Annotated in this window: 16 protein-coding genes; 5 read left to right on the top strand and 11 right to left on the bottom strand. The window is 47.6% G+C overall.

The features are described from left to right. Positions 1-91: 91 nt before the first annotated feature. Together K0I62_RS16380 and K0I62_RS16375 are read right to left on the bottom strand one after the other, a co-directional pair. Positions 92-1,762 (bottom strand): flagellar assembly protein A, encoded by a 1,671-nt coding sequence (locus tag K0I62_RS16380; protein ID WP_220069125.1) that lies wholly within the window; start codon positions 1,760-1,762, stop codon positions 92-94. 196 nt (positions 1,763-1,958) lie between these two features. After that, positions 1,959-2,981 (bottom strand): methyltransferase, encoded by a 1,023-nt coding sequence (locus K0I62_RS16375; RefSeq protein ID WP_220069124.1) that lies wholly within the window; start codon positions 2,979-2,981, stop codon positions 1,959-1,961. Positions 2,982-3,162: 181 nt separating this feature from the next. Here K0I62_RS16375 and K0I62_RS16370 point away from each other — a divergent pair, with 181 nt between their 5' ends. The 3 genes from K0I62_RS16370 to K0I62_RS16360 are packed head-to-tail and all read left to right on the top strand — an operon-like array spanning position 3,163 to position 7,232. Continuing rightward, entirely contained in the window at positions 3,163-3,603 is a 441-nt protein-coding gene (locus K0I62_RS16370) for a type 2 periplasmic-binding domain-containing protein (protein ID WP_220069123.1), read from the top strand. Beyond that, a complete protein-coding gene (locus K0I62_RS16365; RefSeq protein ID WP_220069122.1) occupies positions 3,587-4,750 on the top strand; it encodes a hypothetical protein in 1,164 nt (387 codons plus the stop codon). The genes K0I62_RS16370 and K0I62_RS16365 overlap by 17 nt, the downstream gene beginning before the upstream one ends. 52 nt (positions 4,751-4,802) lie before the next feature. After that, a complete protein-coding gene (locus K0I62_RS16360) occupies positions 4,803-7,232 on the top strand; it encodes a putative bifunctional diguanylate cyclase/phosphodiesterase (RefSeq protein ID WP_258405025.1) in 2,430 nt (809 codons plus the stop codon). 9 nt (positions 7,233-7,241) lie between these two features. Here K0I62_RS16360 and K0I62_RS16355 read toward each other — a convergent pair whose 3' ends face one another. The 7 genes from K0I62_RS16355 to K0I62_RS16325 all read right to left on the bottom strand — a co-directional run bounded on the left by K0I62_RS16355 (position 7,242) and on the right by K0I62_RS16325 (position 14,610). Next, positions 7,242-8,726, bottom strand: a complete 1,485-nt coding sequence (locus K0I62_RS16355) for an alkaline phosphatase (RefSeq protein WP_220069120.1) — start codon at positions 8,724-8,726, stop codon at positions 7,242-7,244. A gap of 12 nt (positions 8,727-8,738) precedes the next feature. Then, positions 8,739-9,686: a glutathione synthase gene (gshB, locus tag K0I62_RS16350; protein ID WP_220069119.1), complete on the bottom strand. Its 948-nt coding sequence runs from the start codon at positions 9,684-9,686 to the stop codon at positions 8,739-8,741. 40 nt (positions 9,687-9,726) lie between these two features. Beyond that, complete coding sequence (rsmE, locus tag K0I62_RS16345; RefSeq protein WP_220069118.1) at positions 9,727-10,458, bottom strand: 16S rRNA (uracil(1498)-N(3))-methyltransferase; 732 nt, start codon at positions 10,456-10,458, stop codon at positions 9,727-9,729. Between the two features lie 3 nt (positions 10,459-10,461). Next, on the bottom strand, positions 10,462-11,172 hold the full coding sequence (locus K0I62_RS16340; protein ID WP_220071424.1) for an endonuclease: 711 nt from the start codon (positions 11,170-11,172) through the stop codon (positions 10,462-10,464). Positions 11,173-11,445: 273 nt separating this feature from the next. After that, on the bottom strand, positions 11,446-12,012 hold the full coding sequence (locus K0I62_RS16335) for a SprT family zinc-dependent metalloprotease (RefSeq protein WP_258405024.1): 567 nt from the start codon (positions 12,010-12,012) through the stop codon (positions 11,446-11,448). A gap of 51 nt (positions 12,013-12,063) precedes the next feature. Continuing rightward, complete coding sequence (locus K0I62_RS16330; protein WP_220069117.1) at positions 12,064-13,215, bottom strand: PA0049 C-terminal domain-containing protein; 1,152 nt, start codon at positions 13,213-13,215, stop codon at positions 12,064-12,066. 483 nt (positions 13,216-13,698) lie between these two features. Further along, positions 13,699-14,610 (bottom strand): LysR family transcriptional regulator, encoded by a 912-nt coding sequence (locus tag K0I62_RS16325; RefSeq protein WP_220069116.1) that lies wholly within the window; start codon positions 14,608-14,610, stop codon positions 13,699-13,701. A 121-nt stretch (positions 14,611-14,731) separates the two neighbouring features. Between K0I62_RS16325 and K0I62_RS16320 the strand changes: the two genes are divergently transcribed. Then, positions 14,732-19,282, top strand: a complete 4,551-nt coding sequence (locus tag K0I62_RS16320) for an ATP-binding protein (RefSeq protein ID WP_220069115.1) — start codon at positions 14,732-14,734, stop codon at positions 19,280-19,282. 64 nt (positions 19,283-19,346) lie between these two features. On the opposite strand, the gene K0I62_RS16315 is transcribed toward K0I62_RS16320, so the two are convergent. Further along, complete coding sequence (locus tag K0I62_RS16315; protein WP_220069114.1) at positions 19,347-20,546, bottom strand: cation:proton antiporter; 1,200 nt, start codon at positions 20,544-20,546, stop codon at positions 19,347-19,349. 122 nt (positions 20,547-20,668) lie between these two features. Here K0I62_RS16315 and K0I62_RS16310 point away from each other — a divergent pair, with 122 nt between their 5' ends. After that, positions 20,669-21,547 carry a universal stress protein gene (locus tag K0I62_RS16310; protein ID WP_220069113.1) on the top strand — a complete coding sequence of 293 codons (879 nt, stop codon included), beginning with the start codon at positions 20,669-20,671 and terminating at the stop codon, positions 21,545-21,547. On the opposite strand, the gene K0I62_RS16305 is transcribed toward K0I62_RS16310, so the two are convergent. Beyond that, positions 21,507-24,098, bottom strand: a complete 2,592-nt coding sequence (locus K0I62_RS16305; protein WP_220069112.1) for a cation-translocating P-type ATPase — start codon at positions 24,096-24,098, stop codon at positions 21,507-21,509. The two genes, K0I62_RS16310 and K0I62_RS16305, sit on opposite strands and share 41 nt — an antisense overlap. Positions 24,099-24,241: the final 143 nt, after the last annotated feature.

Raw genomic sequence — 24,241 nt, 5'->3', positions numbered from 1 at the left:
GTTATGGTGCGGGATTATGCCTGTAAAACTGAAAGAAATAAAAGAGGCGTAACTTTAGGTTACGCCTCTCCAATAAAAAACTACGCCAGAGTTACTTTCTACTACTGTAATCGAAGTTAATCTCTTGATTTACATTGGTCACAATACAGGGCCCGTGTTCGCGTTGAGTGCGGTTAAAGGCTGGCCCGATATGAAGCTCTACGTTGGCAAAGATATGTTTGCTCGCTTCTATTCGATATTGTTGATAGTAGTCTTCGACCTCTTGATGGGCGAGATTATACTCGATCTCTTCTTTCGAGCATTCGGTCATTATTCGGCGTTTCTCTTCGAGCATGCCTTTAACTTGCTCAACCATCAGCTCGTCGTCTTGCCACTGGGCTTTGGGCGGTAATTTATTTAGGCTCGATTCGATATTAAGCTTTGCGACCACCATCTGTTTGATGCTTTGATCAAACTGCTTGAGAGACTCTTTTAGTTCGCCGTATCTCATCGCACAATAGATGTCGGTTTTTGTTCCTGCGGTCGCACCAATAATGACAGCTTTGACGCCTTTATCTGCCTTAGCTATACCGCCAACCAAGTCGCCTCTGCGTCCATTAGCATCACTGACAGTCAAGGTTTGAGCTGTGCTGGCATGACTATGAAGTAGTTGTTTGGTGACTAAGATTTCCCCTTCCGCTTCAAGCTCTGAGTATTGAACAAATTGAGCTGAAATTTGACCTTTAGCATGCAATTTAGTTGAAAGCTGATCTTCTTTTAACTGTCTTCCGATCACCCCTTTGCTGACGGTGATATCACCATCGGCGATGAGATGAGCTGAGTCGACAAACCCCATCACTGTGATATCCCCCGTGGTTTTGACCACCATACCTTCATGGACATCGCCAGTTACTAGGATACTGCCCTTAAAGTCGACGTTACCGTAACCAATATCGACATCTTTTATCTCAAGTACATCATCGACCTGCATGCCCGTTTTGGTTTCGACTGGCTGACCTGCGACTGAAGCGACTAATATATTCGCATTGGTTTCGAGTAAATGGGCGCCATTACCCGCAGTCAATGGAATATCCTTACCTGGAATGGGGAGTAGTTTTTGACCTTTAACGTCATAACCGGGACTACCTTCGGTAGCAGGTTTTTTTATCATTAGAGTGTCATTCGGCTTGACCATGATCACATCGCCCAAGTTTCGCATATCAACGGTACCGTCTTGGCGTTCTTGGGGTTGTAGGAGTCGCTCTCTTGCTAATGGTACTTTGCGTTCGATAATAGCATTATCACCATTGATAGCTGGTTTTCCATGAGCAATGACTTCGGTGCAACGTTCACCAGGTCGGAGGGTGGTTAACTGTTTCAATAAGGATTGGATCTTAAGCTTGCTGAGTCCCATGTTGATATCATTAGCTTTTAATGCTTTTAGGATATCGGGTAGAGTGACTTCGTTCCCCCCCCAGGCCGCGACTAAAGTCATCTCGGCGCTCATATTATCTTCGGCTATCGTAATTTCAATTTCGCCATCACGACGCTCGGCGACTTCAAAGAAAAGTTCATATTGTCCATCATCTTGGCCTATTAACTGGTTGACTTGTATAACGGCGTTATTGATGACATTGGTTCGAGGGAAGAGGTGTGATAATTCAGGGAAAGAGAGCAACTCGTTAATCCCCTCAACACTAAGTGGTCCGTGAGTATTGGGGATCAATCTTAATTCTGCAAATTTGCCATCGCTACTTAGTTCTATGAGTCCGGGATCCAGCATATGTTGTTTCCGAAGTGAGATTCTTATTATTAGAGAGTGTTGCCTGAGTATAACAGCATAAAGTTTGACCTATGAAGTCTTTATTTATGAAGTATTTGAGCTGAGTCTCGTGTTGGAGAAGATATAAAAATGAGGCCAGGGGAAAATCGATAACCCCTAGCCTTATTGAATGATTTTACAGATTGATAAATATTTTTTAACTATTTGAATAAACTTTGTATTTATTATTCTCCGCTATGACGTTCACTTTTTTGAACTGTTTCGCGATAAGCTCGCTGTAGGGAAGGTGGCGGTTAGCTACGATGCGCCATTGACCCGATGGCTTTAGTTTTTTGGCGCTATCTTGTACAAATTGTGCCGCAATATTGGTGGTGCTATGCAACCCATCGTGGAAGGGCGGGTTAGAAATAATGCCGTCAAATACCCCTTGTGCTTGCCCTATGCCATCTGAAGGATAGATATTTGCGGTCATGCCATTGGCGGCTAACGTGAGTTGGCAAGAGGCCAATGCCATGGCGTTGATGTCGACGCAATCGATGTCGAGTGTCGGTTGTACTTTCAACATGGCCGCACTAATGATGCCGGCGCCGCAACCAAAATCGAGCACTTTGCCATGCAGTGCAGGAAGGTGTTCGAGTAACAGTTTTGTGCCCTCATCTAAACGCTTTTCACTAAAGACACCGACCAGATTGCATATGGTGATCTCCCCTTGTGGCGTCGATAAAGTGTATTGGCTTACCCAGTCTTCCAGTTTCAGTGCGGGGGCGGTATCAATCAGCTCGGTGCCAAACAGTAAGCAATGGCGGGCATTGTCCAGTTTACTGGCGCTATCAAAGTAGTCTGGAAGCTGTTTCGCGATAGAGCGAACGCCGCCCTTATTTTCGCCAACGACAAAAAGTTCTCCGCCCGATTTAAGATGTAAGCCTGCTAAGTTGATGAGGTAAGGGGCTAAACTTTTGGATTTAGGATAAAACAGTATTACTGCATCAAACTCAGCTTCGATGGGCAAATTATGCCCAAAGTAGGCCGATAGCCTTGCAGACTCATGGGAGGCTAAATGTTGATAGTGATTGAAATCAAGTGCTAACGCAGTGACCTGTTTGGCGCTGTTGAGTAACTCTTTAGCGAGTAGATCACTTTCGAAGTTGAGCAGTAAAACATGCTTTGATTCAAATAGTTCACTGTTTCTTAAAATAAGTTGCGAGGGGTTAGATAGCACGAAAACCACAAGATAATAGAGAATTTGCGGCAATTATAGCCTAAGCCCCTAGATTATCAGTAACATTTATTATGCCACTTTGCCAAATCTTGCCTAAGCTATATCTCATGAGACAATAAATATCCTTTGTTATGTGGGATTTGCCGCATCAACAAGGTGAATGGAGATTAGAGGATCTGAAATGCGACGAGTGTCGACATGGATGTGCTTATTGAGCTTATGTTGCGCCAATGTTTTCGCGGCTCAGGTAATTGTTAACGACTCCGTCGATGTATCTGTGCTCACCCCTAAAGAGCTCAAATTGATCTTCGCCATGCAGAAGCTGTACTGGCCTGATGGGCAGAAGATTAAGGTATTTGTCTTACCCAGCGAATCCCCCATACACCAAGAGTTTTGTTATCAGCAGCTTGAGTTGATGCCTTATGTACTGCGTCATCGTTGGGATCGGCTGGTATTTTCTGGGATCGGTGAACGACCAACCACCTTGGCCTCTGAGGCGGAGATGCGCACTCGGGTCGAAAACACGCCTGGCGCTATAGGGTATGTGGCGGGGAGCGGTGAGAGTCAAACTATTGTGGTAAGTGAGCAGAGCCAAGGAGGACAAGATGAAGCCGAGCATTAGTAGCCTATGTCTGCTGGCCCTTTTTATGGGACCAGCTTCTGCCAATCAGTGGCAGTTGAACGGTTTCATTGGTCAGGGCTATATCAGCGCCGACGGGAGTGAATTTATTGTTGGTGATTCTGGGGACACCTTGGATGTGACCGAGGCCGCGCTACATCTCTCCTGGAATCCAGATGAGCATTTTCGCTTGGCGGGGGCGGCACGTTACCGCCAATGGGGCAACTTAGATGAGTCGGGCTTCGATGCTGACTATCTGTTTGCCGAGTATAAATTTATTTTGAACCAAGGCTATCTGGGAGTCAGGGGAGGCTTGTTTAAGAGTGAGGCCGGTTTTTACACTAGTACTCGAGACGTTTCTTTTACCCGGCCTGGCATCTTGTTGCCCCAATCTGTCTATAGTGACTTTTTTCGAGATTCTCTGCTGCATATTACAGGTGGTGAGCTGTTTGGCCGTCACCCAGTGTTCGATGGGTCGATCGAGTGGCACCTGACTTTAGGGGACGCTCAGACCTCGGACGATTTAGCGCGCAACGTACTCGGTTCCCAGACGTTTGGGGATTTCGATGCCGATGGTTACTGGGGCTCGGATATCGAATATCAGGATGACAGTTTGCGTCTAGGGCTAACCTATTTTGATGCTAAGAGTGCCTTTGACGCCTATCAGGGAAGTCCCTTTAGAGAGGGTAGCTTGCGATCTAAACACTTGATTGTTTCGGCCCAGTATCGAGTTGATTTTATGGAGTTTACAGCGGAGTACCTGCATTTCGATCGCGACATTGACGGGGTCTTTGTTCCGCCTGGGCAAGGAACCTATGAAGTCAGAGGTTATGGGTATTATCTGGATATGCGCGGCTATCTGCCGGGCGATGTGGAACTGTTTCTACGTTACGATCGTCAAGTGAGGGATGAGGATGACCCTGATGGCAAGGATCTGCCCGCAGTGGGTCTGCCGACTTATTTTGGTTATGCCAATGACTGGACATTAGGAACGCGCTGGTTACCGGCAAAAGACTGGATGCTGGAGGCCGAATATCACTGGGTGCGGGGTGGTGGTTGGGTGACCCCTATTTTGCGACCTAATCCAGAGACGCAAGATAAGGATTGGTCACTGTTTGCCATTGAGCTTTCCTATAAGTTCCAGTGGTAACACTATGATAGTGGACCACCCAAATCGTTTCGTGAGTATTAAATGGAAGCTGATGATAGCGGTCGTTTTGATCCTCACGTTTGTGGGTACGGCCATCAGTACCCTGGCTTATCGACAGTTACTTAATCAGGAGAAAGTATTACTTGAAGCTCAGCGAGATAAGCTGGCTCAGAGCCTCTCCTTTTCCTTAAGTACTGCCGTTGAGCATTCGCTGCAGGCCGCGATGCAGCTAGGTTTTGTCGCCAACGCGAAAGGGGATGGCGGCGCCGAAGGTTATCAATTGCTGCTGAGCGAAAACTGGCCAGATGTACAGCTTTATTGGGACCTTAGGCGATTTGGTCTTTATACCCTAGATGGTGAGCGGCTGGCTCATGCAGGCGAGCCCAACTCGGAGGATGATCTCAACTGGCTGCTCAACAGCGAGGTGTCTTATGAGCTCTCTTCAAGAGTCATTTGTATCGAGGAGTGTGTGATCCAGACGTTGGTCCCCACACTGGTTAATTCCAAGCCCCACCTGTTTTTCTTTGAGTCCGCCCTGACAGAAGTGATCAGCCATTTTCGTACAGATAAGTCTATTGAGCTCGCCGTATTGGGCGGGCAGACAGGCGAAGCCGAGCCTGCGCCTTTGTGGGGGCGTCATCTCTATAGTATTAGTAATCGCCCAAGCAGTTTCAGCTTACTAAGCCATATGGCCGATAATTATTCCTGGCAGCAGATCTCCATGGGCGAGGAGATCTATGAATATCAAAGCAGTCACTGGGCGGTGTGGTCCTTTCCGCTGGATAAGGTGGCTAACGCGCCAGCGATAGTAGTCTTGATGAGTCTGGAACAGTGGCAAATCATGCTCTCTAGTTTCCAGTTGGGTTTAGTGGCGACCTTGCTAGTGGGCCTCATCTTGGCGGCTGGGCTAGTGATGCTGGTCGCCTGGAAACCAGTACTTAGCTTAGCCCACCATGCCAGCCTGCTGCCCTTACTGGCGGACCATGACTTTGCCCGCGTGCGTGCCAGCCTGCCGAGTAAGCCATCACTGTTTCCCGATGAGGTGGATCTTATTCACCAGGCCACTCGTCAGCTGGCCGACAATATGCAGGGCCTTGAAAGCGAGGTGGATGAATATACCCATGAGTTAGAGCGTTTGGCAATGCTCGATACCCTGACCGGCTTGCCAAATAAGGCGATGTTGAACCATGAGTTACAGACGGCTATCGCCTGTATCGCCAACGAGGACGACTGCGTTGTGCTGATGTTTCTGGATCTGGATGAATTTAAGCGGATCAATGACACCCTGGGCCATATCCAAGGGGATGAATTGCTCAAGATTGTCACCGCCAGGTTAATCAATAGCGTGCGAGAGGTGGATACCGTGTTTCGTCAGGGAGGCGATGAGTTTCTAATCTTGCTCAGGATGGTACGCGATGATCAGGAGGTCAGTAATGTGATCCACAGGATCTTTGCTGCCCTGCAACATCCAGTGGTACTGGGGAGTCATAAGCTCATTGTGACCACCAGTATCGGTCTGGCTTACTGCACTACGCCGTATATGCGATCCGAAGAGCTGATACAACATGCGGAGCTGGCAATGTATCAGGCCAAAAGTGCGGGACGCAGCAATTATCGGGTGTTCAGCGAGGAGATGCTGAACCAGGCGAACAACCGATTAATGGTAGAGCAAAGCATAGAGGCGGCCATTAATGAGGAGCAACTGGTGCTTTTCCTTCAGCCTATCGTCGAACTACGTGAGGCGAAACTGAAAGGGTTCGAGGCGTTGATCCGCTGGTTCCATCCTGAGCGGGGGCTCATCATGCCGGGGGACTTTATTCCCGACATCGAACATAGTGAAGCGATTATTCATGTGGGTAATTATGTGATCCACAAGGCGGCGGAGTTGCTCGCTCAATTTAAGTTAGCCGGTTGGTCTGAACTCTATATTGCCGTTAACCTGTCGGCGAAACACTATCTCGCCGCCGATCTGCTTAACGTGGTGCGTCAAGAGGTGGATGCACATGGTATCTCGGCGCAGTCACTGGTGTTGGAGGTGACAGAGGAGAGCGTGATAGAGCAGGTGGAACGTGCGATGGCCGCCATGGAGTCGCTTAAGTCGTTGGGGGTTAAGATTGCCATTGATGATTTTGGTACCGGCTACTCGTCACTGAGCTACCTTAAGCAGTTGCCGTTCGATCTGTTGAAAATTGATCGCAGCTTTACTGCTAATGTGCTCGACGGTGAGGCCGATGCCCATATCATTACCACGGTTATCGAATTGGCCCACAACCTCGGCCGGCAGGTGATTGCCGAAGGTATTGAAACTCAGCTGCAGGCACAGTATTTAAGTTGCCAGCAATGTGAATTAGGTCAGGGTTACTACTTCTCTCGCCCCCTGGATGTGACTTCTGTCTTTAAGGTGCTTAGCGAAATTGAGCATACCCGCATGTGGCCAGTGAATCAAACTCCCCAGCCTAAGCTGGTCAGGCAGGGGAGCTGAATCTGGCATCTAGGCTTGATTATCGACCTGGGTGACAGGTGCGGCAGATTGACTTTCGGCGCCTTCGCTCAGTAGGTCTTTGGCTTGCTGTAGCTCACCATTTTCCTCATTTTGAGCAGGCGTTACCTCTGTAGGCGTTACGTCAGAGGCTGGTTTTGCTGGCATTTTCACCTCTGCTTTAGGCTTGGGCATCTTAGGCAATAGGCTGATCAGTTTATTGGCGATATCTGTATTGTCCTGATGACCGGCAAAGAGGGGGGAGGCAGGCCCTGCGGCAAAGACCTGAACATCTACGCCGGTATGACCGCTCGTGGTCCAGCCGGTGTTTGAACGCTGGTCGATAAGCTTCTTGAGCTGCGTGGTCAACACTTTTTCACCCTGCATTCTGGCGCTATCTAGGGTGTTGAACTCCTCATTGCTTGGCGTAAAACCAAGCGATTCACTCAGGCCTGTGTGCCACTCATCTTGGGCCAGTGCATTCGCAGCGATGCGTGAAGGGCTGGCACTGATATCACGCAGTACCTGGCTGTCCCAGCGGTACTCACCTTGGGTGCCGATAGATAAGCCTCCCGTGTTGTGGTCAGCGGTGACCACCAATAAGGTGTCCCGATGCTGACGCACATATTGCTCGACCACTTCGATGGCGCTGGCAAATTCGTGCATCTCGGCCATGGCGGTGGCGATATCGTTGTTATGACCTGCCCAATCGATCAGGCTACCTTCGATCAGTAACACGAAGCCTTGCTCATTTTGCGAGAGAAGTTCCAGTGCCTTGGCTGTCATGGTGCTCAGGCGTCTGGCTTCAGGCTCATCTATGGCCCAAGGAAGTTGTACATCGGCAAATAGCCCCATCACCTTAGGTTGGGTCACGCCATCTAGCAGCGCGGCATCTTTAAGCACCTGATAACCTTTGGTCTCGAACTGCTTGATCAGCTTGTCGGAGAAATAGCGCTGACCACCGCCGAGCATGACATCGGCATCAGTGTTTAGATAGTTTTCTGCCAGAGCCTCGTAATTACGGCGGCTCTCGTTATGACTTAAAAAGGCAGCCGGGGTCGCGTGGTTGATCTGGCTGGTTACGGCTACACCCGTGCTCATGCCACGTTTTTTCGCCAGTTCCAGTAGGGTTGGCACAGGACGTTTGTCGGTATCGACCGAGACGGCGCCATTGTAGGTCTTAACCCCGGTTGCCAGTGCCGTGGCAGCGGCCGCCGAATCGGTGACATAGCCGCTGACTGGTGCCGGATAGGTGCTGGCATTGCCAACCAGCAAACGGTCAAATACCGTCTGCTCTATCTCCTGAGTATTGGGATTGTCCTGATAGTAACGATAGGCGCTGACGTAGGCGGGCCCCATACCATCCCCAACCATGATCACGATATTCTTGGGACGGCTCGGCGCCGACTGCGGGCCCAGCAGGCTGTCGGCCCACAGACTGCCAGAGAGCAGCGCGGCCGACAGTGAAACTAGGCTGAATAAACGGGTTAACTTCATTTGGTCTCCAGTTTAACGGGCAATACGCGCTTCTATGGCATCCATCAACATGCCGGTGATATCCACATCGAAGGCGGCTTCGATCTCTTTAATGCAAGTAGGGCTGGTTACGTTAATCTCGGTAAGTTTGTCACCAATAACATCTAAACCGACAAAGATGAGTCCACGCTTTTTAAGCTCAGGGCCTATAGCATTGGCAATGGCCCAGTCACTGTCAGATAAAGGCTGAGCCACGCCACGACCGCCGGCGGCTAGGTTGCCTCGGGTTTCCCCTTTTTGCGGAATACGCGCAAGGCTGTATGGCACAGGTACGCCATCGACCACCAAAATACGCTTGTCGCCGGCAGTGATGTCGGGAATAAAGGCCTGGGCCATGGCATATTGTTGACCGTGGTTGGTCAGGGTTTCGATGATCACTCCAAGGTTAGGATCGTTAGCTTTAACTCTAAAAATCGAGCTGCCACCCATGCCGTCGAGCGGTTTTAAGATGATGTCGCCTTTCTCTTGATAGAAAGCGCGAATACGCTGAGCATCGCGAGTTACTATGGTTTCTGGAGTAAACTCACTAAACCAAGCGGTAAACAGTTTTTCATTAGCATCACGCAAGCTTTGCGGCTTGTTAACGATCAGTACGCCTTGCTCTTCGGCGCGCTCAAGCATATAAGTGGCGTAGATAAACTCAGTATCAAATGGAGGATCTTTACGCATTAAAATGGCGTCTAATTCAGCCAGTGGCGTATCGGTGGCTTCACCAAGCTGATACCAGTTTTGCTCATCTTGCTTAACGGTTAGCAGGCTCATCGTTGCCATCGCAACGCCGTTGACCATAGCGAGATCTTTCATTTCCATATAAAAAAGTTGATAGCCGCGAGACTGCGCTGCCAATAACATGGCGAAGCTAGAGTCTTTCTTGATGTTGATGTCGCTAATCGGGTCCATCACTATGCCAAGCTTAATCATCTTCGTATCCTTATTGTTTCTGGTGGTGCATTTAGGTCTATTAACCTAAATCGCCAAATCTAAGTTGTAATGCGCTGATCGCTGTTAGGGCCGCTGTTTCTGTTCTAAGCACGCGCGGGCCAAGGAGCACATCGGTAAACTGATATTGTTCTGTCATCATGATCTCAGGTTCTGATAAACCGCCTTCGGGGCCGATTAACAGGCGTACTCTTGTGGTATCGAGTTGCAAGCCATTAATACCGTGAGCCGCGCGAGGATGAAGGTTAAGTTTTAGCGCTTGGCTTGGTTCAGCGCACCAGGTTTCGAGTGACATGGCTGGGCGTACCAGTGGCACCGTACTACGACCCGATTGCTCACATGCGCTGATGACAATTTTCTGCCATTGCTGGATCTTTTTCTCTAGACGCTCACCGTTAAGTTTTACCCCGCAACGTTCAGAAAACAGCGGTGTAATGGTGCTTACGCCAAGTTCTACCGATTTTTGAATGGTGAAATCCATTCTGTCACCACGAGAGATCACTTGCCCGAGGTGTAAGTTAAGTGGCGACTCGCTATCATTGGTTGTTTGAGTTAAGACCTTCACTTCGACGTTTTTCTTACTTGCACTAACAATTTCAGCTAAATAGTTGTGTCCATCGCCGTTGAATAGTTCTAGATTTTCGCCCGGTCCCATGCGTAATACTCGGCCAACGTGACCCGCGGCTTCGCTGTCTAACATAACCGTTTGACAAAGGGCGAGTTCGCCCAGCTGGTAGATTCTTGGAACTCTCATCTGCTACTCCGCAGTTTGTTTAAATTCGGCCAACTTTTGGCATTGTGCCTGCACAAATGGATTATGGTTGCCTTGGCGATTGGCTATCGCTAGGTCTCGTTGACACTCAATAGTATCAACTGGGTAGGTTTTATCCCATGCTTTAAATAGCTTTAACTGACTTTTAGCTATTTGTAATCCATAAGCCTGCTGCATGTAGAGATAGGTTCGGGCAATTTTACCGCGAGTATAGCTCGGCGGTTCAACTTTTCGCGATTTAAAGTCGACGATCATGGCGCATTGACCATATTGCTGCGGCTTAGCATTCCATTGACTGAAACGGTAGTTGCTGCGATCACCGTTGACCTCGCCGATGGCGGGCACCAAGTTGTGTAGGTCGCTCTCCATCTTCTTAAACTGTTTATCAGTTCTTCCGCAGTTTTTACGGCCACCTTGTTGCCAGCATAGGCGCTGATGACCAAATTCCCAAGCTGGAACGATATGTTCCCATTCGATGCGACTGGCGCGTTTTTGCTGTTTACGTACCTGATAACCGCAATGACTAAAATTAGGCTGCCACTTTTTACCCATTACCGTGATATCGCAACCACAATAGAAACTGGTGGCGGGAAGTTCTTCTGTGTAGATGAGTCGAGCGATATTTTTAGCTTGCCCAAAACTGCTGGGATGTGAAGCGAGTGCACTGCTAGATAATGCAGACAGCGCCAGCAGCATAGCCGTAAGTGCATATCTGCACCGACTAGATAAGGTGTTCAATATTATAAATCCCTAAAAAAATTACAGTGACATTGAATGCATGCTATTGGCTCTAAATGGCCTTGAGCTCAGTGTCACCTTAATACGGCGATAGATACGGTAATCGTTATGCTCAGCGTGACAACAAGTGCTGTTGCCTTTGCCGTTGGGGCAGATTTTACGGGATGGGACTGTGATGAAGCAAGGCGTCAAGGTGAGAGATTAACGAAACTTCTAGATGCCTAGTGTTAATCATTCTGCCAAGGTTAATGTTTGGCTGCAACGACGGCAACGGTACAGAGTCTGTTGTCGAAGTATCTTGTTATGTCTGCGAACGCTGAGGTTAACTGGCCCACAATCACATTGATATTCATAGGTTTTGCCTTCAACCGAACTGGTATCCAAGTTGTGCGTGGTACTTGGCCGCAGTTGGTAGAGTGTTATCATTAAAGATTGCCACTCTTTCCCATGGGGTTTGACTCGTCCATAAAGTTGATAAGCGAGTAGATGACAGATCTCGTGTGGCACCACTTGGGCAATGAACTCGGTCGGATTCTCTTCTAATAAGGTCGCATTAAATCTCAGCTTATTGAGTTGCAGGTGGGCCGTACCCGCGCTTTTGCCTCGAAGTTTGAAATTAACTTCAGGGCGAGGAAAGGAGCGATTGAGTTGTTGTTCTGCGAGTCGATAGCAACTTTCTACACTCCGCAAAATGTGTGCCTGACTATCAGTTTTGGGCTGTGCACTTTTATTTACGTGAGGGGGAGTAACTTGGGCTGATGCCTTGCCCTTAATCATGGTTTTGATGCGCTGATACATGTTAAATCTTATGATTGCGCCCACTGTATGTGGGCGCCTTAATGGTGGATATTATAACTGAGTTGCCGCAGCTTCAACCATAGCTTTGATTTGAGCCACTATCTTCATTTCCGTTTCGGCTTCATAGGCCGCTACTCTCGGGGTGTGAATATGGCCAACCGGGATTGCACTGTTAAACTGTGCCCCAAGTAACACTGCGCGATAGGAGATCTCATTTGAGAGGTAGCCACCACCAGAGCCTTCTACCGAAGTTGCACTTTGTAATTCCAGTAGCGATTTAGCCTCAAACTCACCTTTGGCAAGTGTGGTCACAGTGTGGTTATCATTGACCTTCCATGGTCCTTCGACACCTTGCATTGCCGCTACCGGAAGTGAGAACTCAACAAACTCGGGTCCATTGAGTGTCTTGCCATCGAACATAGGGGCTTTAGGCGCAGAAGGACTGGCTCCTGTGAGTACATTCAAGTTGTCTGGTGCCGTTGCACTGCGGTTGCGACCTGGAAAGCGCTCTAGATCGAAGTTATCACGGCCCATGCTGATGGTAAAAATCGCATTGACGCTATTGTCACGATAGATAGGGGTCAGTAAAGATTCGATTATACCTTGGTCAAAATCGGCGAAGCGCACAGGTATCATCACGGTTTCGACTTGGGCTTTCTTACCATTGACGCTAAATTTATAACCATCAAGCGCCAGAGCGGCTAAGCCAGATGGATTACTCTGATCAATATGGCGATCGAGGAAGAAAGGATCGAATCCCGTTAAGAGTATACGGATTTGAGTACTGTCATCGAATTGAATATCGCTAAAACCTCGAGAAGATTTCTCCACCGCGTTAAGGAGAATTTTACGCTGCCAGCTGGCGATGTTAAACGCAGGATTATGTTGTTTTAGTTGTTGTTTCATCGACAAGCGGCTCCAGTAGAGTGGCCTGTCATCTTGTCCACCAGACTGTACATCTCTAACCGCTTGTTGCCACAATCTCTGGCCTTGACGGGCGACCATTTGCGTCATGATAAGCTCATCGGTTTGTTGTCTATATTTACTATCTAGATCTTCAACCATAGCTTGATAACGGCCCACCACATCGGGAATTGCTTGGGTTGCAGTTGGGAGGCGCAGCTCTTCAACATCAAGATTTGCAAGGGCGGCAGTGCTGCTTAAAATGGCGGTCATCGCCAAGGCTAAGGCTGATTTACTCATGGCTTTTAATCCTTTCCGTACTCATCTTTTGACTTATCCCTAGAGACTAGGAGTGAGTCGAGTAATGTGTGGCTGGGTAGTTATCAATTTGAATTTATTATAGTCAACAACTGAGTATGCACGACATCAAAGCGCAAATAAAGCATTGAGGTTTATTGATAAAACGCCCTTTTTTGACTTAAATCATCACGGTTTTGACCGATTGTCGAACCTCTTGCTCTGTTATGCTGAGAGCGTCGTTCATTTGGCGTGCTGGTGTTACTTTACGATAGCAGTGGTGAGCAGTTGATCCATAGTAGCGTCCGCAGCCAACAGCGCTGTATTCCAGCTTCAACGTTTAAGATCCCTATCGCGAAACTATTGTCTGGCAAGCGCTCACTAATTTGGGGGTGATCTCGTATCTTCTTACTGCTTGGTTAACCAGTTTGAAGATAATAGGCTGGTAGGTTTTTGATATTCTGCAAAGCCATCAAGCTCAAAGAGTTAGATCATCATAGATTGCAGAGATTCATGGCTGCTAAATCGTTTGGTGAAAAAGTCTAAGAAGACACTGATATTGGTTGCAAGCTGACGCCGACTTGAATACACACCATAGACTTTAAATGGTTCTATCGGCCACTCTTGTAATAGTGGCACTAAGCTGCCGCCAGCTAACTCATTTTTACATACCGAATTAGATAGCATGGCAATGCCAAAATCATCTAGGGCTAGCTGTTTTACCATAATCGCGCTATTAACCCTCACTTTGCGCTTAAAGTTAACCATTGTCTTACGTTCACCTTTACCTAATGGCCAAATGGGCGCTGAGCGCGAGGTTCCAAGTAAGATACCGCTATGCTCACTTAGCTCCTGTGGTGTTGCTGGAGTGCCTTTGGCTTTTAAATAGGCAGGACTCGCGACTAAAATGGGTTGGCGTTCTAACAGTAGCCTAGCGACCAGATCTGAGGATTGTAGTGGACCATATTTAATGGCGATGTCATAGCCTTCGCCAACGAGGCCTACATCATTATCGGTAAACTGCACGTCGAGTTCGATATTGGGGTAGAGGCGCATAAAGCTGCTACAGAGCTTAGCAATCAGCTCTTGGCTAAATGAAACTGGGATAGCGATGCGCAGTGAACCCGATACGTCATTATGAGTATTTTCGATAGTGGCCTTGGCAGCTTCGATTTCATCATTAATACTACTGCAGTGTTGATAAAATAATGCACCCACTTGAGTTAGGCTTAAATTACGGGTATCTCGCTGCAATAAGCGTACGCCAAGCTGCTCTTCAAGTTGGGCAACTTTACGACTTATGGTTGATTTTGGCATACCGGTATTACGCGCTGCTTGGGAGAATCCCTTGGCCCTAACTACCGCTGCAAATAGCATCATACCGTTCAAATCTGGCATTTTTCTATCACTGTCTCAAATATGGAACAAAGCGTCTAGGCCAGTTTAATAGCATTTGACCCTATAACAAAGCTATATTTATGGGCTAAAAATTTTAGAGGCTAAAGCAGAGGATCTATTGATGACCAGCACCAATCAGCCCACAAACTCGACTCAGGTTCAAACTGCCGATCCGCTTTTTCTTCAAGCAGAGCATTTGGCACAAGATTTTTCTCTGTTTCCTAAGCATAGTAAACAGAGCCTTTCGCATCAGATTAACGGTCTGTTAAGTGAAGATACGATTCAGTCTAACCTTAAAGAACTGGAACAGTTAGACGTTGACGGTTATGTCGCTAAAGTTATTCAGCCAACATTAGATAAGAACCGTCTTGGCGCAAAGCGCGTAATTGCCGATCTTAAAGGTAAGCTGATAACCGAAAAACATTTAGGCGCTTTTTATAGTGCAGAGATCGAACTGAATTTTGGATCTCGTACTCGCCGTATCGGTTTTATAGCTCAAGAACGTACAACCAGTAATGGCGCGTGGATGCCAGAGCATCACTTAGCGGCATGTGCTGCTATTCGTCATTTTGCCGAATTATGTATGCCTATCGTTTACCTTATCGACACCCCAGGTGCCGATGCGGGTGAAGTAGCGAACAGTCAAAATCAAGCGCATACCATCTCTAAGGCGATTGCCGAAAGTGCTAACGTTGACGTACCGACTATCGGTATCGTTATCGGTGCTGGTTATTCAGGCGGCGCAATTCCATTAGCTGCTGCAAACATCTTATTGTCTCTTCGTGACGGTATTTTCAATACCATTCAACCACAGGGCTTGCAGAGCATTGCGCGTAAGTACAACTTGTCTTGGCAGGAGTGTGCCAAGTCTGTTGGCGTATCGCCAGAAGAGTTGTACACCTCAGGTTGTATCGATGGCATCATCGACTTCTCGCCTTCAGACAAAGATGAGCGCCAGCACAACTTACGCCGCGCTATCGTTAGCAGCATCGAAGCGGTTGAAAATGCGGCAGTGAAGTTTGTTCGTGAATCGACAGATCTGCGTGAGCATTACGATCGTAGTTTGACCCGTTTCCTTCATCCTTCGAAGAACCTTGCTGCACTAGAGGATCAGGCGGAGTTAGCGGTCGCTGATAACCCAACCATGCACTTAAACCTGTTTGGTAGCGCCTATCGTTACTTGCGTTATCTTACGCTGCGTAGCCGTATTCACTCTATCTCTCAAGAACAATATGGCCGTCTATCTAAGGTCAGTATCCCAGAAGGTGATCTGCTTGCGCGTATTCAGCAAGAGCAAGATAAAGTTTTCCAATCTTGGTTATCTAGCCCTGATAAAGTTGTTTACGACGAAGAGCTAAACAAGCTTTGGGGTAACTTTACCTCTAAGCGTGACGATGTTGCTACTGAGCGTAACATGTTGACTCGCCTTATCTTGGGTGAGCCAAAAGAGAACTACAAAAAAGCACGTAAGGCGCTGTTATTTAACATTGGTTGGTCGCTATACCACCGCTGGAAGAGTAACGCTGAAAACAACTTCAAAGGCCTAATCCATTACTTGGAAAGTCTACCAGATGAAGTCACTCAAGCCGATTGGCCTGAGCTTAATCAGCTTACTGTTCTCGATGTGATTGTGCATGATGAATTACGTGAAGACTTCATTTGGCAATGTTATAACATTCTGGTTTTCAACGCACTTTATGACAATGTTGTTGGTAATTTGGCGTCAATCGCTAAAGAAGCCATGATGTCTAAGAGCCTGTCACGTGCATCGGTTGATAATCTATTACATGACTCAATTGACCGTGCTATCTCAAAGCAAGATACGGCTAACGATAAGAGTAAATTCTACAAATGGCTGAAGTACTTTATGTCTCAGTCAAACCGTGCTGATCTACTCACCAAAACAGAGCAGTGGAAAAGTGTCGGTTTCCCACAACTTAACGACAGTCTATTCGTTATCTTGACCTACTTCTTCGAGCGTTTATTGCCAGAGTATTTCGCTAGCGAAGAGAAGAGCAATGAATATACAGGTGCCATCAACCCTGTGCGTATCGGTCGTCGTAAAGATTTCTGGAACCGCTTAACCATGGGTTACCAAGATCTGCTTATTCAAAAGGTGCTTCGTGATGAGAAGCGCAAGGGCAATATGACGTGGGAAAATGTCATTGGTAAGTTCTTCACCGAGTTTGATGAACTAAATGGCGATAAGATGTCGGCTAACCTACTTAACTTCCCTGGTTTCCGTCTCTCGATAGAAGATGCGCTAGATAAAGGTATTCGCCCTTGCGGTTTGATCACGGGTACCGCTGATTTTGAGCATAACGGCCAGACGATGCGTGTGGGTGTTGCTGTCTCTAATACCGCATTCCAAGCGGGTGCATTTGATATGGCCAGTGCGGAGAAATTCAGTGCGCTACTTATTGAGTGTGCCAAGCGTAAACTCCCTGTTATCTGCTTTATTAGCTCAGGTGGTATGCAGACTAAAGAAGGCGCCGCTGCATTATTCTCAATGGCGGTAGTGAATGACCGTATTACACGCTTTATCCGTGATAATGAGCTGCCAGTATTAATGTTCGGCTACGGTGACTGTACTGGTGGGGCGCAAGCTAGTTTTGTGACACATCCGTTGGTACAAACCTATTATCTATCGGGTACCAATATGCCATTTGCGGGCCAAATGGTAGTACCTGCATACTTGCCTTCTACATCGACCTTGTCTAACTACTTGTCGAAAGTCCCTGGTGCGATGAACGCGCTAGTGAACAATCCATTTAGTGACAGTATTGACGATCAGTTAGCGGGTATCGATCCATTGATGCCTAAGCCAACGGCTAAAGTAGAAGATATCATTGGTAATGCGTTATCGACGCTTGTACCTGAGATGATGATCACCGAAGAAGAGATTGTTCAAGATGATCCTCGTCAATTGATGAAGCCTATCGATAAGGTGCTTGTCCACGCTCGTGGTTGTACTGCGGTTAAGCTGATTCGTAAAGCACACGATAACAATATCAAGGTTGTATTGGTTGCATCGGATCCCGATATGACTTCCGTACCAGCCGATATGCTAAATGAGAACGATAAGCTGGTTTGTATCGGTGGTAATACGTCTGATGAAAGTTATCTAAACGCCTATTCAGTGTTGAAAGTGGCTGAATATGAAAAGGTCGATGCACTGCATCCAGGTATCGGTTTCTTGTCTGAAAGCCCACAGTTTGCTGCTCTTTGTGTTAACAACGGGGTTAACTTCGTCGGTCCTAGTGTTCATTCAATGACCACTATGGGTAACAAATCGAACGCGATTAAAACATCTCAGGCACAAAATGTTCCGGTAGTTCCAGGTAGCCACGGTATTTTGACCAACGCAGAGCAAGCGGTAAATGTTGCTAGTGAAATCGGTTACCCTGTGCTGCTAAAAGCGGTGCAAGGTGGTGGCGGTAAAGGTATTCAGGTTGTTGAGCGTCCAGAAGATATGATCTCTCTGTTCCAAAAGACCTCTACCGAAGCGGCAGCTGCATTTGGTAATGGCGACCTTTACCTAGAGAAGTATGTGACTTCACTACGCCATATCGAAGTTCAGTTGCTTCGCGACAAGTTTGGTAATACCAAGGTGCTTGGCTTACGTGATTGTTCTGTGCAGCGTAACAACCAAAAAGTAGTTGAAGAGTCTGGTTCTACCATGTTACCAGATGAGCTGAAGCAACAGGTGATGGCTTATACTCGCGCACTGGGCGATGCGACCGATTATATGGGCGCAGGTACCGTTGAGTTTATCTACAACCTTGATGCAAACGAAGTGTACTTCATGGAGATGAACACTCGTCTTCAGGTTGAGCATCCTGTGACAGAAGCAACCTCAGGTATCGATATTGTCAGTGCCGGTTTTGATATTGCAGCGGGTCGTTCAATTGAGCATCTTGAGCCACAAGATATTGGCTATGCGATTGAAGTACGTGTAACAGCAGAGAAAGCGGCGCTCGATAGCAACGGTATTCTGCAGTTAGTACCACACCCAGGTAAGATCACTGAGTATGTTATGCCTGAGCGTGATGATATTGAGATCATCTCTATCGCTGGCGAAGGCAAAGAGGTTTCACCTTACTATGACAGTTTGATCGCTCAGATCATCTGCCGTGGTGAAACTCGTGAAGACGTGATTAACAAGTTACACGATTACCTAGCAGATCAAGTCGTGATCAAAGGTATCGCGACCAACATTCCATTGTTAACGCGTATTCTTAAAGATGGCACCTTTAACGAAGGCGTATACGACACTAACTATCTACCACGTTTCATGGCTGAACTTGATATTCCAGCGTTGATCGCAGAGATGGAAGCCGCAGCAGAAACCCTAGGTGTTGATACTGAGTCGCTACGTGTCGGTGAGAGTAACGAGTTGAAAGTACTGGCACAAGGTGCGGGTATCTTCTATACCTCGCCAGCACCGGGTGAGTCAGACTTCGTTAAAGAAGGTGATATCGTCAGTGTTGATCAGACGTTAGCACTAACCGAAGCCATGAAGATGTTCTCACAAGTGACCCTTGCTGGTTTCAATCGCCAAGATGCTGTGCTGTACCCAGAAGATAAGCAATACCGCATTGAGCGTATTCTTAACAGTAACGGTCAGCAGGTTTCACAAGGTGAGCTGCTATTTGTGGTGTCGCCAGTTTAGGCCATCGCTTATCGCGTGAATAATATTAAAATACCCATCCAATGATGGGTATTTTTTTGCTTGCTTAATTGGCCTTGTGCGGCGAATGCAGTGCCCACTTTAATAACAGTGGGCCCGCTATCGTGGTGATGGCGATAACGAGTACTAATTCAGTAAACAGTTTCGATGAGATGATCTCCATCTGCAGTCCCATCTCGGCAAAGACTAATCCGACTTCTCCCCGTGGCACCATAGCGCTGCCGATGATCAACTTAGTGCGCGAACATCCTTCGACAAACGCCCCCGCTGCGACTTTAGCGGCAATAGCCAATATCGCTAGGGTAACCAATATGAAGAAGCCGCTCCAGCTCGCATCGATCTGACTGAGATCTAAGCTCACACCGACATAAACAAAAAAGATCGGCGTGAACACATCGACGAGTGGTTTTGAAGCGACTTCCATTCGATGGGTAAACGGGAAGGGGTTTTTGAGGTATCGGTTTAGGGGCGACACAAATTGCCGGCTTAGGGCGAGTCCTACGGCGAAACCACCGAGTAGTGCTGGTGCCCCAAAAGCGTGCGCCAGCCAAGCAAATAGACAGATTAGCACCATAGTCACAATCGCTTCGTAGCCTGTATGGTGTTCGGTCGGCCTTAATGCCCTAAAGATATAGAGTAGTCCACGTGCTAAAGGAGGGGACAGCAGTAAGAAGCTGACGATTTTAATGATCAGTAACCCTGTCGCTAACAGGCTCAGTTCGTCTTTAGATGCGAAGTTAAATAGTAGGCTAAGTAGGATAACCCCTGCGATATCATCGATCACCGCCGCGCCTAAAATAATATGCCCTTCACGGGTTTGCGCCTGTTTAGCTTGCGCTAGCACTCTTATCGAGATCCCTATGCTTGTTGCGGTGAGCGCGCAGCCTAGGTAGATAGCGGTAAAGCCGCTTTGGTTTAACCAAAGCATCGCAGTCACGGTGACAACGATGGCAGGCAGTAATATGCCAATAAATGCCACGCCAACAGCACTACTTCCCGCCTGATATAGATGTTTTATCGAGGTTTCACAGCCGATGGAAAACAGCAATAAAATCACGCCGAGTTCAGCCATGACTCCAAGGGTTTCATGGGGAGTGACCCAATTGAGTAATGTGGGGCCCAGTAGTAATCCCGCGAGCATCTCCCCGACGACGCTGGGGAGTTGTATGCGCTGAAACAGATCGCCGAACAAGCGAGCAAAAAGTAAGATTAGACACAGTGACAGCACAAAGTTATCTATGGCCATGTTGGTCTCCGATCGCGAGTGGCGATGTAAGTATGATCTTTATCAATATGATGGCCGATATCAAGGCTATTTTGTGCAACAATGGCTAAGCTCAAACTACGATGTAGTAATAGGAGATCACCATGGATAAGGTATTTATTATTTCGCAGAAAGAACAACAGCAAGCCGATGCGATAGCGACAGGAGTGAGCCTCGCTAAAGCGCTTGATAAAAGTGCTGAGGTATTTGCTTATAGTTATGAATCGTTTAGTGGTAAAGAACACTACAACCCCCGTCTTGCTGCGGTTGCCAAGCTGCATATTATGAAGCAACGTAGTAGCGAAATTGAGGCGCAGTTGCACTCCCTTAAGGCTGACGATGTTCCTGTCAATACAGTATGGACTAAAGATCTTTTTGAGCATGCCTGTAATCACTCCGTGCGTCATGGATTCGACTTAATGGTCAAAGCCGTGCATCATGCCGACCACTATTTACCTATGGATTGGCATCTGATTCGCCATGTCAAAATTCCATTAATGTTACTGTCTAATAATCCCCTTAATCGTGCTAAAAGCGTACTGATGGCGGTCGATCTAGGCAGTGACAACAAGATAAAAAAACAACTTAATCAATCAGTCATAGCCCATGCGCGCAAATTAGCCGAGGCAACGAATAGTCAACTGCATTTAGCCTATATTATTAGAGTTCCCAAAATCCTTCGAGATATGGACTTGGTCAATACTCGCACCTTGATTAAAGATGCCTATCAGCGTTATCAATCTCAATTGGCTGAAATTGGCCTACCTCAAGATCATGTTCATATCTTAGCGGGTGAACCGGATCTTTGTCTGTATGAACTCTCATGCCGCTTAAAAGCTGGCTACGTCGTGCTCGGCGCGCGCCAGCGCAGCGGTATGCTTGGTTATGTCATAGGTAATACTGTCGAAGCGATGTTGAGTCGAATTCGCAGTAATGTTTTGGTTATTCCAGCTGATGACCAGTTACTGATGCCGCTGGCTTAATCTGGTGTTTGTTACGGCAATAACGTTTGTGGAGTTCATCGACGATCAATAGCGTTAATGCAGTGGCTAGTAGGATTAGCCACTGCTGTATACTTATTGGGCTTAGCCCAAGGGTATCACTTAGTCCGGGAGTGTAACTTGCGCTGATATGAATAGTTTGTGCGATGATTATCCCCACTAGCAGTAAAGGGTTGCTAAACCAACGCATCGAAAACAGAGAGTTACGCTCTGAGCGACTATTAAGGGCGTGAACATTTTCAAACAACACCATCAACATTAAGGTGAGATTACGTGCGGTCTCTTCAGTGGCTCCCATCTTGAGTGTGAGGGAAAATAGCCCAAAGGCAACAAGGCCCATCCAGAGGGCACTGATAAACACACGCTCTAACATGAGGCGATCGAAGATTGGCTCGCTAGGCTTTCTTGGTGGCTGCTCTATCTCATGTCCTTCAGCTGGTTCAAAGGCCAGAGCTACATCTTGTACGCCATTGGTGACTAGGTTTAGCCATAAAATCTGCAGTGGAAACAGCGGAATAGGTAGAGCGAAAAGTACACTCAGAATAAACAGTAATAGCTCCGCCGCGCCAGTGCTTATCAATAGGTAGATCACCTTACGAATGTTGTTGTAGACGATTCGCCCCTCGATGATCCCTTTTACGATCGAGCTAAACTTGTCATCAGTTAGCACCAGATCGGCATTCTCTCTGGCGACATCGGTGCCTTTTAACCCCATGGCGATGCCTACATGAGCGTGCTTTAGCGCGGGCGCATCATTGACCCCATCGCCTGTCATGGCGACAAATTCCCCTTGGCGGATCAATGATTGGGTTATCTCCATTTTTTGCTTGGGCTGCACTCTGGCAAACACCCTATGTTGTGCCACTAAGACATCAAACGCCTCCTCGCCTTGCTGCTGGGCTTGGCTCAGCTGAGCGCCCGTGACCACATCATCTTTATCTGACACCAGTTTAAGTTGTTGTGACAACGCCAGCGCAGTGACAGGGTGATCGCCTGTGATCATCGCTACCTTGATTCGGGCTTTTTGACACAGGCTAACCGCTTCAATAGCATCCTCCCTGAGGGGGTCGCTCATAGCGGCGAGTCCGAGGAACGTGAGCCCAGTAAATGGATTATCAAGCTCACAGGGATGGCCTGATGCAAGTGCTAGGACGCGGTAGCCATGGCGCGCCATCCAATGGGTTTCGTGGTGGATTTGTTCTATTTCGGCATCGCTAAGCTTGCACATGGTTAGCAGCTTTTCGACCGCGCCCTTGACCGAGATCACTAATTGGCCATCGATCTTATTAATGCTGGCGCTAAACTGATTCTCAGACTCATAGGGAAAAAGCTGCGTCTGTGGAGGACGCCGTGAGGTTTGCATCGGCAGATTGAGTTTGTAGCCTAAGGTCAGAAAGGCGAGATCAACCCCATCACCATCGCTGTGAGTCTTATCGTCATCGAAAACCAGGTGAGCCTCGTTGGCGAGTATGCCTGTTAACCCCAATTGATAGAGCTGCGGTGCGTCATCGCTAGAGACGTGAACCCCGTGACCATGTTTATTAATCAGTCCTGTCGATGCCAGTCCGGTGCCTGCAACATGATACTTGTCGCCATTGGTGAGCCAAACTTGGCTAATGGTCATCTCATTAACTGTGAGGGTGCCAGTTTTATCTGAGGCGATATAGGTACAAGAGCCCAAGGACTCCACCGCCACCAATTTACGTACAATCACATTGGCTTTGGACATCCGCTTCATGCCGATAGCCAATGTCACGGTAATAGCGGCAGGGAGCCCCTCTGGAATAGCCGATACCGCCAGTGCGACACCGAGTAAGAATACCTGTGAAAGATCCGCTCCACGGATTAAGGTCAGGCCAAAAATAAGCGCAATGATCACCAATGTCGCGATGGCGATAATCAGGGTAAATCGTTCAATACGTTGCATTAGTGGAGGCTTCGCACCGCCTTGTTGATGAACTAAGTCGGCAATTTGACCGATCTGGGTATTAGTGCCTGTCGCTATCACTTCGCCCTCAGCGCGGCCATGGGTCACTAAAGTCCCCGCAAAGGCTAAATCTGTCTTGTTGACCGAAACCGATTCGCCGGTTAACGCCGACTCATCGACCTTAAATTGATTGTATTTTTCAATGCGAATATCGGCGCCAATACGATCACCATTGCTTAGCATAAGCCAATCCCCAGGGACGAGATCCATGCTGCTAATGGTCAGCGGATGTCCGTCGCGGATCACATGGCTTTTCAGTGGCACCATCTTGCTCAATGCATCGGCTGCTTGCTGGGCGGAGAACTCTTGTACTGTGCCTATGATGGCATTAAGCATTAATACCGCGAAAATGAAAATCGCATTAAGCAACTGCCCTAGCAGTAAGCACATCAAAAAGGCGGCCAATAGGACATAGATAAAGGCACTTTTAAACTGAGTGATAAAGAGTGTAATAAAGCTTAATCTTGGCGGTTTTGGCAGGCAGTTCTGGCCATATTGCTGTAACAGAGTGTGTGCCTGCTGACTCGTTAGTCCATGCAGTGCCACTGGAGACCCTAGATTTTGGTTGGTGAACGATATCTGATCTATAGCTTATCTAGAGAGACTTTGCAGGGAATCGAAGTGCTTGTTGATAGAGATCAAAGTCTTGTTTTTCTGATCTTTCAAATGGCTGAAACAGTGCGCTTTAG

It is taken from the genome of Shewanella psychrotolerans, from assembly GCF_019457595.1.
Classification (GTDB): domain Bacteria; phylum Pseudomonadota; class Gammaproteobacteria; order Enterobacterales; family Shewanellaceae; genus Shewanella; species Shewanella psychrotolerans.
This window is presented reverse-complemented; position numbering and strand designations above follow the sequence as displayed.

What these genes read in the sequence shown, in the direction of transcription:
- K0I62_RS16330 (WP_220069117.1), bottom strand. Translation starts at nt 13,215, where the DNA reads ATGAGTAAATCAGCCTTAGCCTTGGCGATGACCGCCATTTTAAGCAGC.
- K0I62_RS16315 (WP_220069114.1), bottom strand. Translation starts at nt 20,546, where the DNA reads ATGGCCATAGATAACTTTGTGCTGTCACTGTGTCTAATCTTACTTTTT.
- K0I62_RS16355 (WP_220069120.1), bottom strand. Translation starts at nt 8,726, where the DNA reads ATGAAGTTAACCCGTTTATTCAGCCTAGTTTCACTGTCGGCCGCGCTG.
- rsmE (WP_220069118.1), bottom strand. Translation starts at nt 10,458, where the DNA reads ATGAGAGTTCCAAGAATCTACCAGCTGGGCGAACTCGCCCTTTGTCAA.
- K0I62_RS16360 (WP_258405025.1), top strand. Translation starts at nt 4,803, where the DNA reads ATGATAGCGGTCGTTTTGATCCTCACGTTTGTGGGTACGGCCATCAGT.
- K0I62_RS16320 (WP_220069115.1), top strand. Translation starts at nt 14,732, where the DNA reads ATGACCAGCACCAATCAGCCCACAAACTCGACTCAGGTTCAAACTGCC.
- K0I62_RS16340 (WP_220071424.1), bottom strand. Translation starts at nt 11,172, where the DNA reads ATGCTGCTGGCGCTGTCTGCATTATCTAGCAGTGCACTCGCTTCACAT.
- K0I62_RS16325 (WP_220069116.1), bottom strand. Translation starts at nt 14,610, where the DNA reads ATGCCAGATTTGAACGGTATGATGCTATTTGCAGCGGTAGTTAGGGCC.
- K0I62_RS16370 (WP_220069123.1), top strand. Translation starts at nt 3,163, where the DNA reads ATGCGACGAGTGTCGACATGGATGTGCTTATTGAGCTTATGTTGCGCC.
- K0I62_RS16310 (WP_220069113.1), top strand. Translation starts at nt 20,669, where the DNA reads ATGGATAAGGTATTTATTATTTCGCAGAAAGAACAACAGCAAGCCGAT.
- gshB (WP_220069119.1), bottom strand. Translation starts at nt 9,686, where the DNA reads ATGATTAAGCTTGGCATAGTGATGGACCCGATTAGCGACATCAACATC.
- K0I62_RS16365 (WP_220069122.1), top strand. Translation starts at nt 3,587, where the DNA reads ATGAAGCCGAGCATTAGTAGCCTATGTCTGCTGGCCCTTTTTATGGGA.
- K0I62_RS16335 (WP_258405024.1), bottom strand. Translation starts at nt 12,012, where the DNA reads ATGTATCAGCGCATCAAAACCATGATTAAGGGCAAGGCATCAGCCCAA.
- K0I62_RS16380 (WP_220069125.1), bottom strand. Translation starts at nt 1,762, where the DNA reads ATGCTGGATCCCGGACTCATAGAACTAAGTAGCGATGGCAAATTTGCA.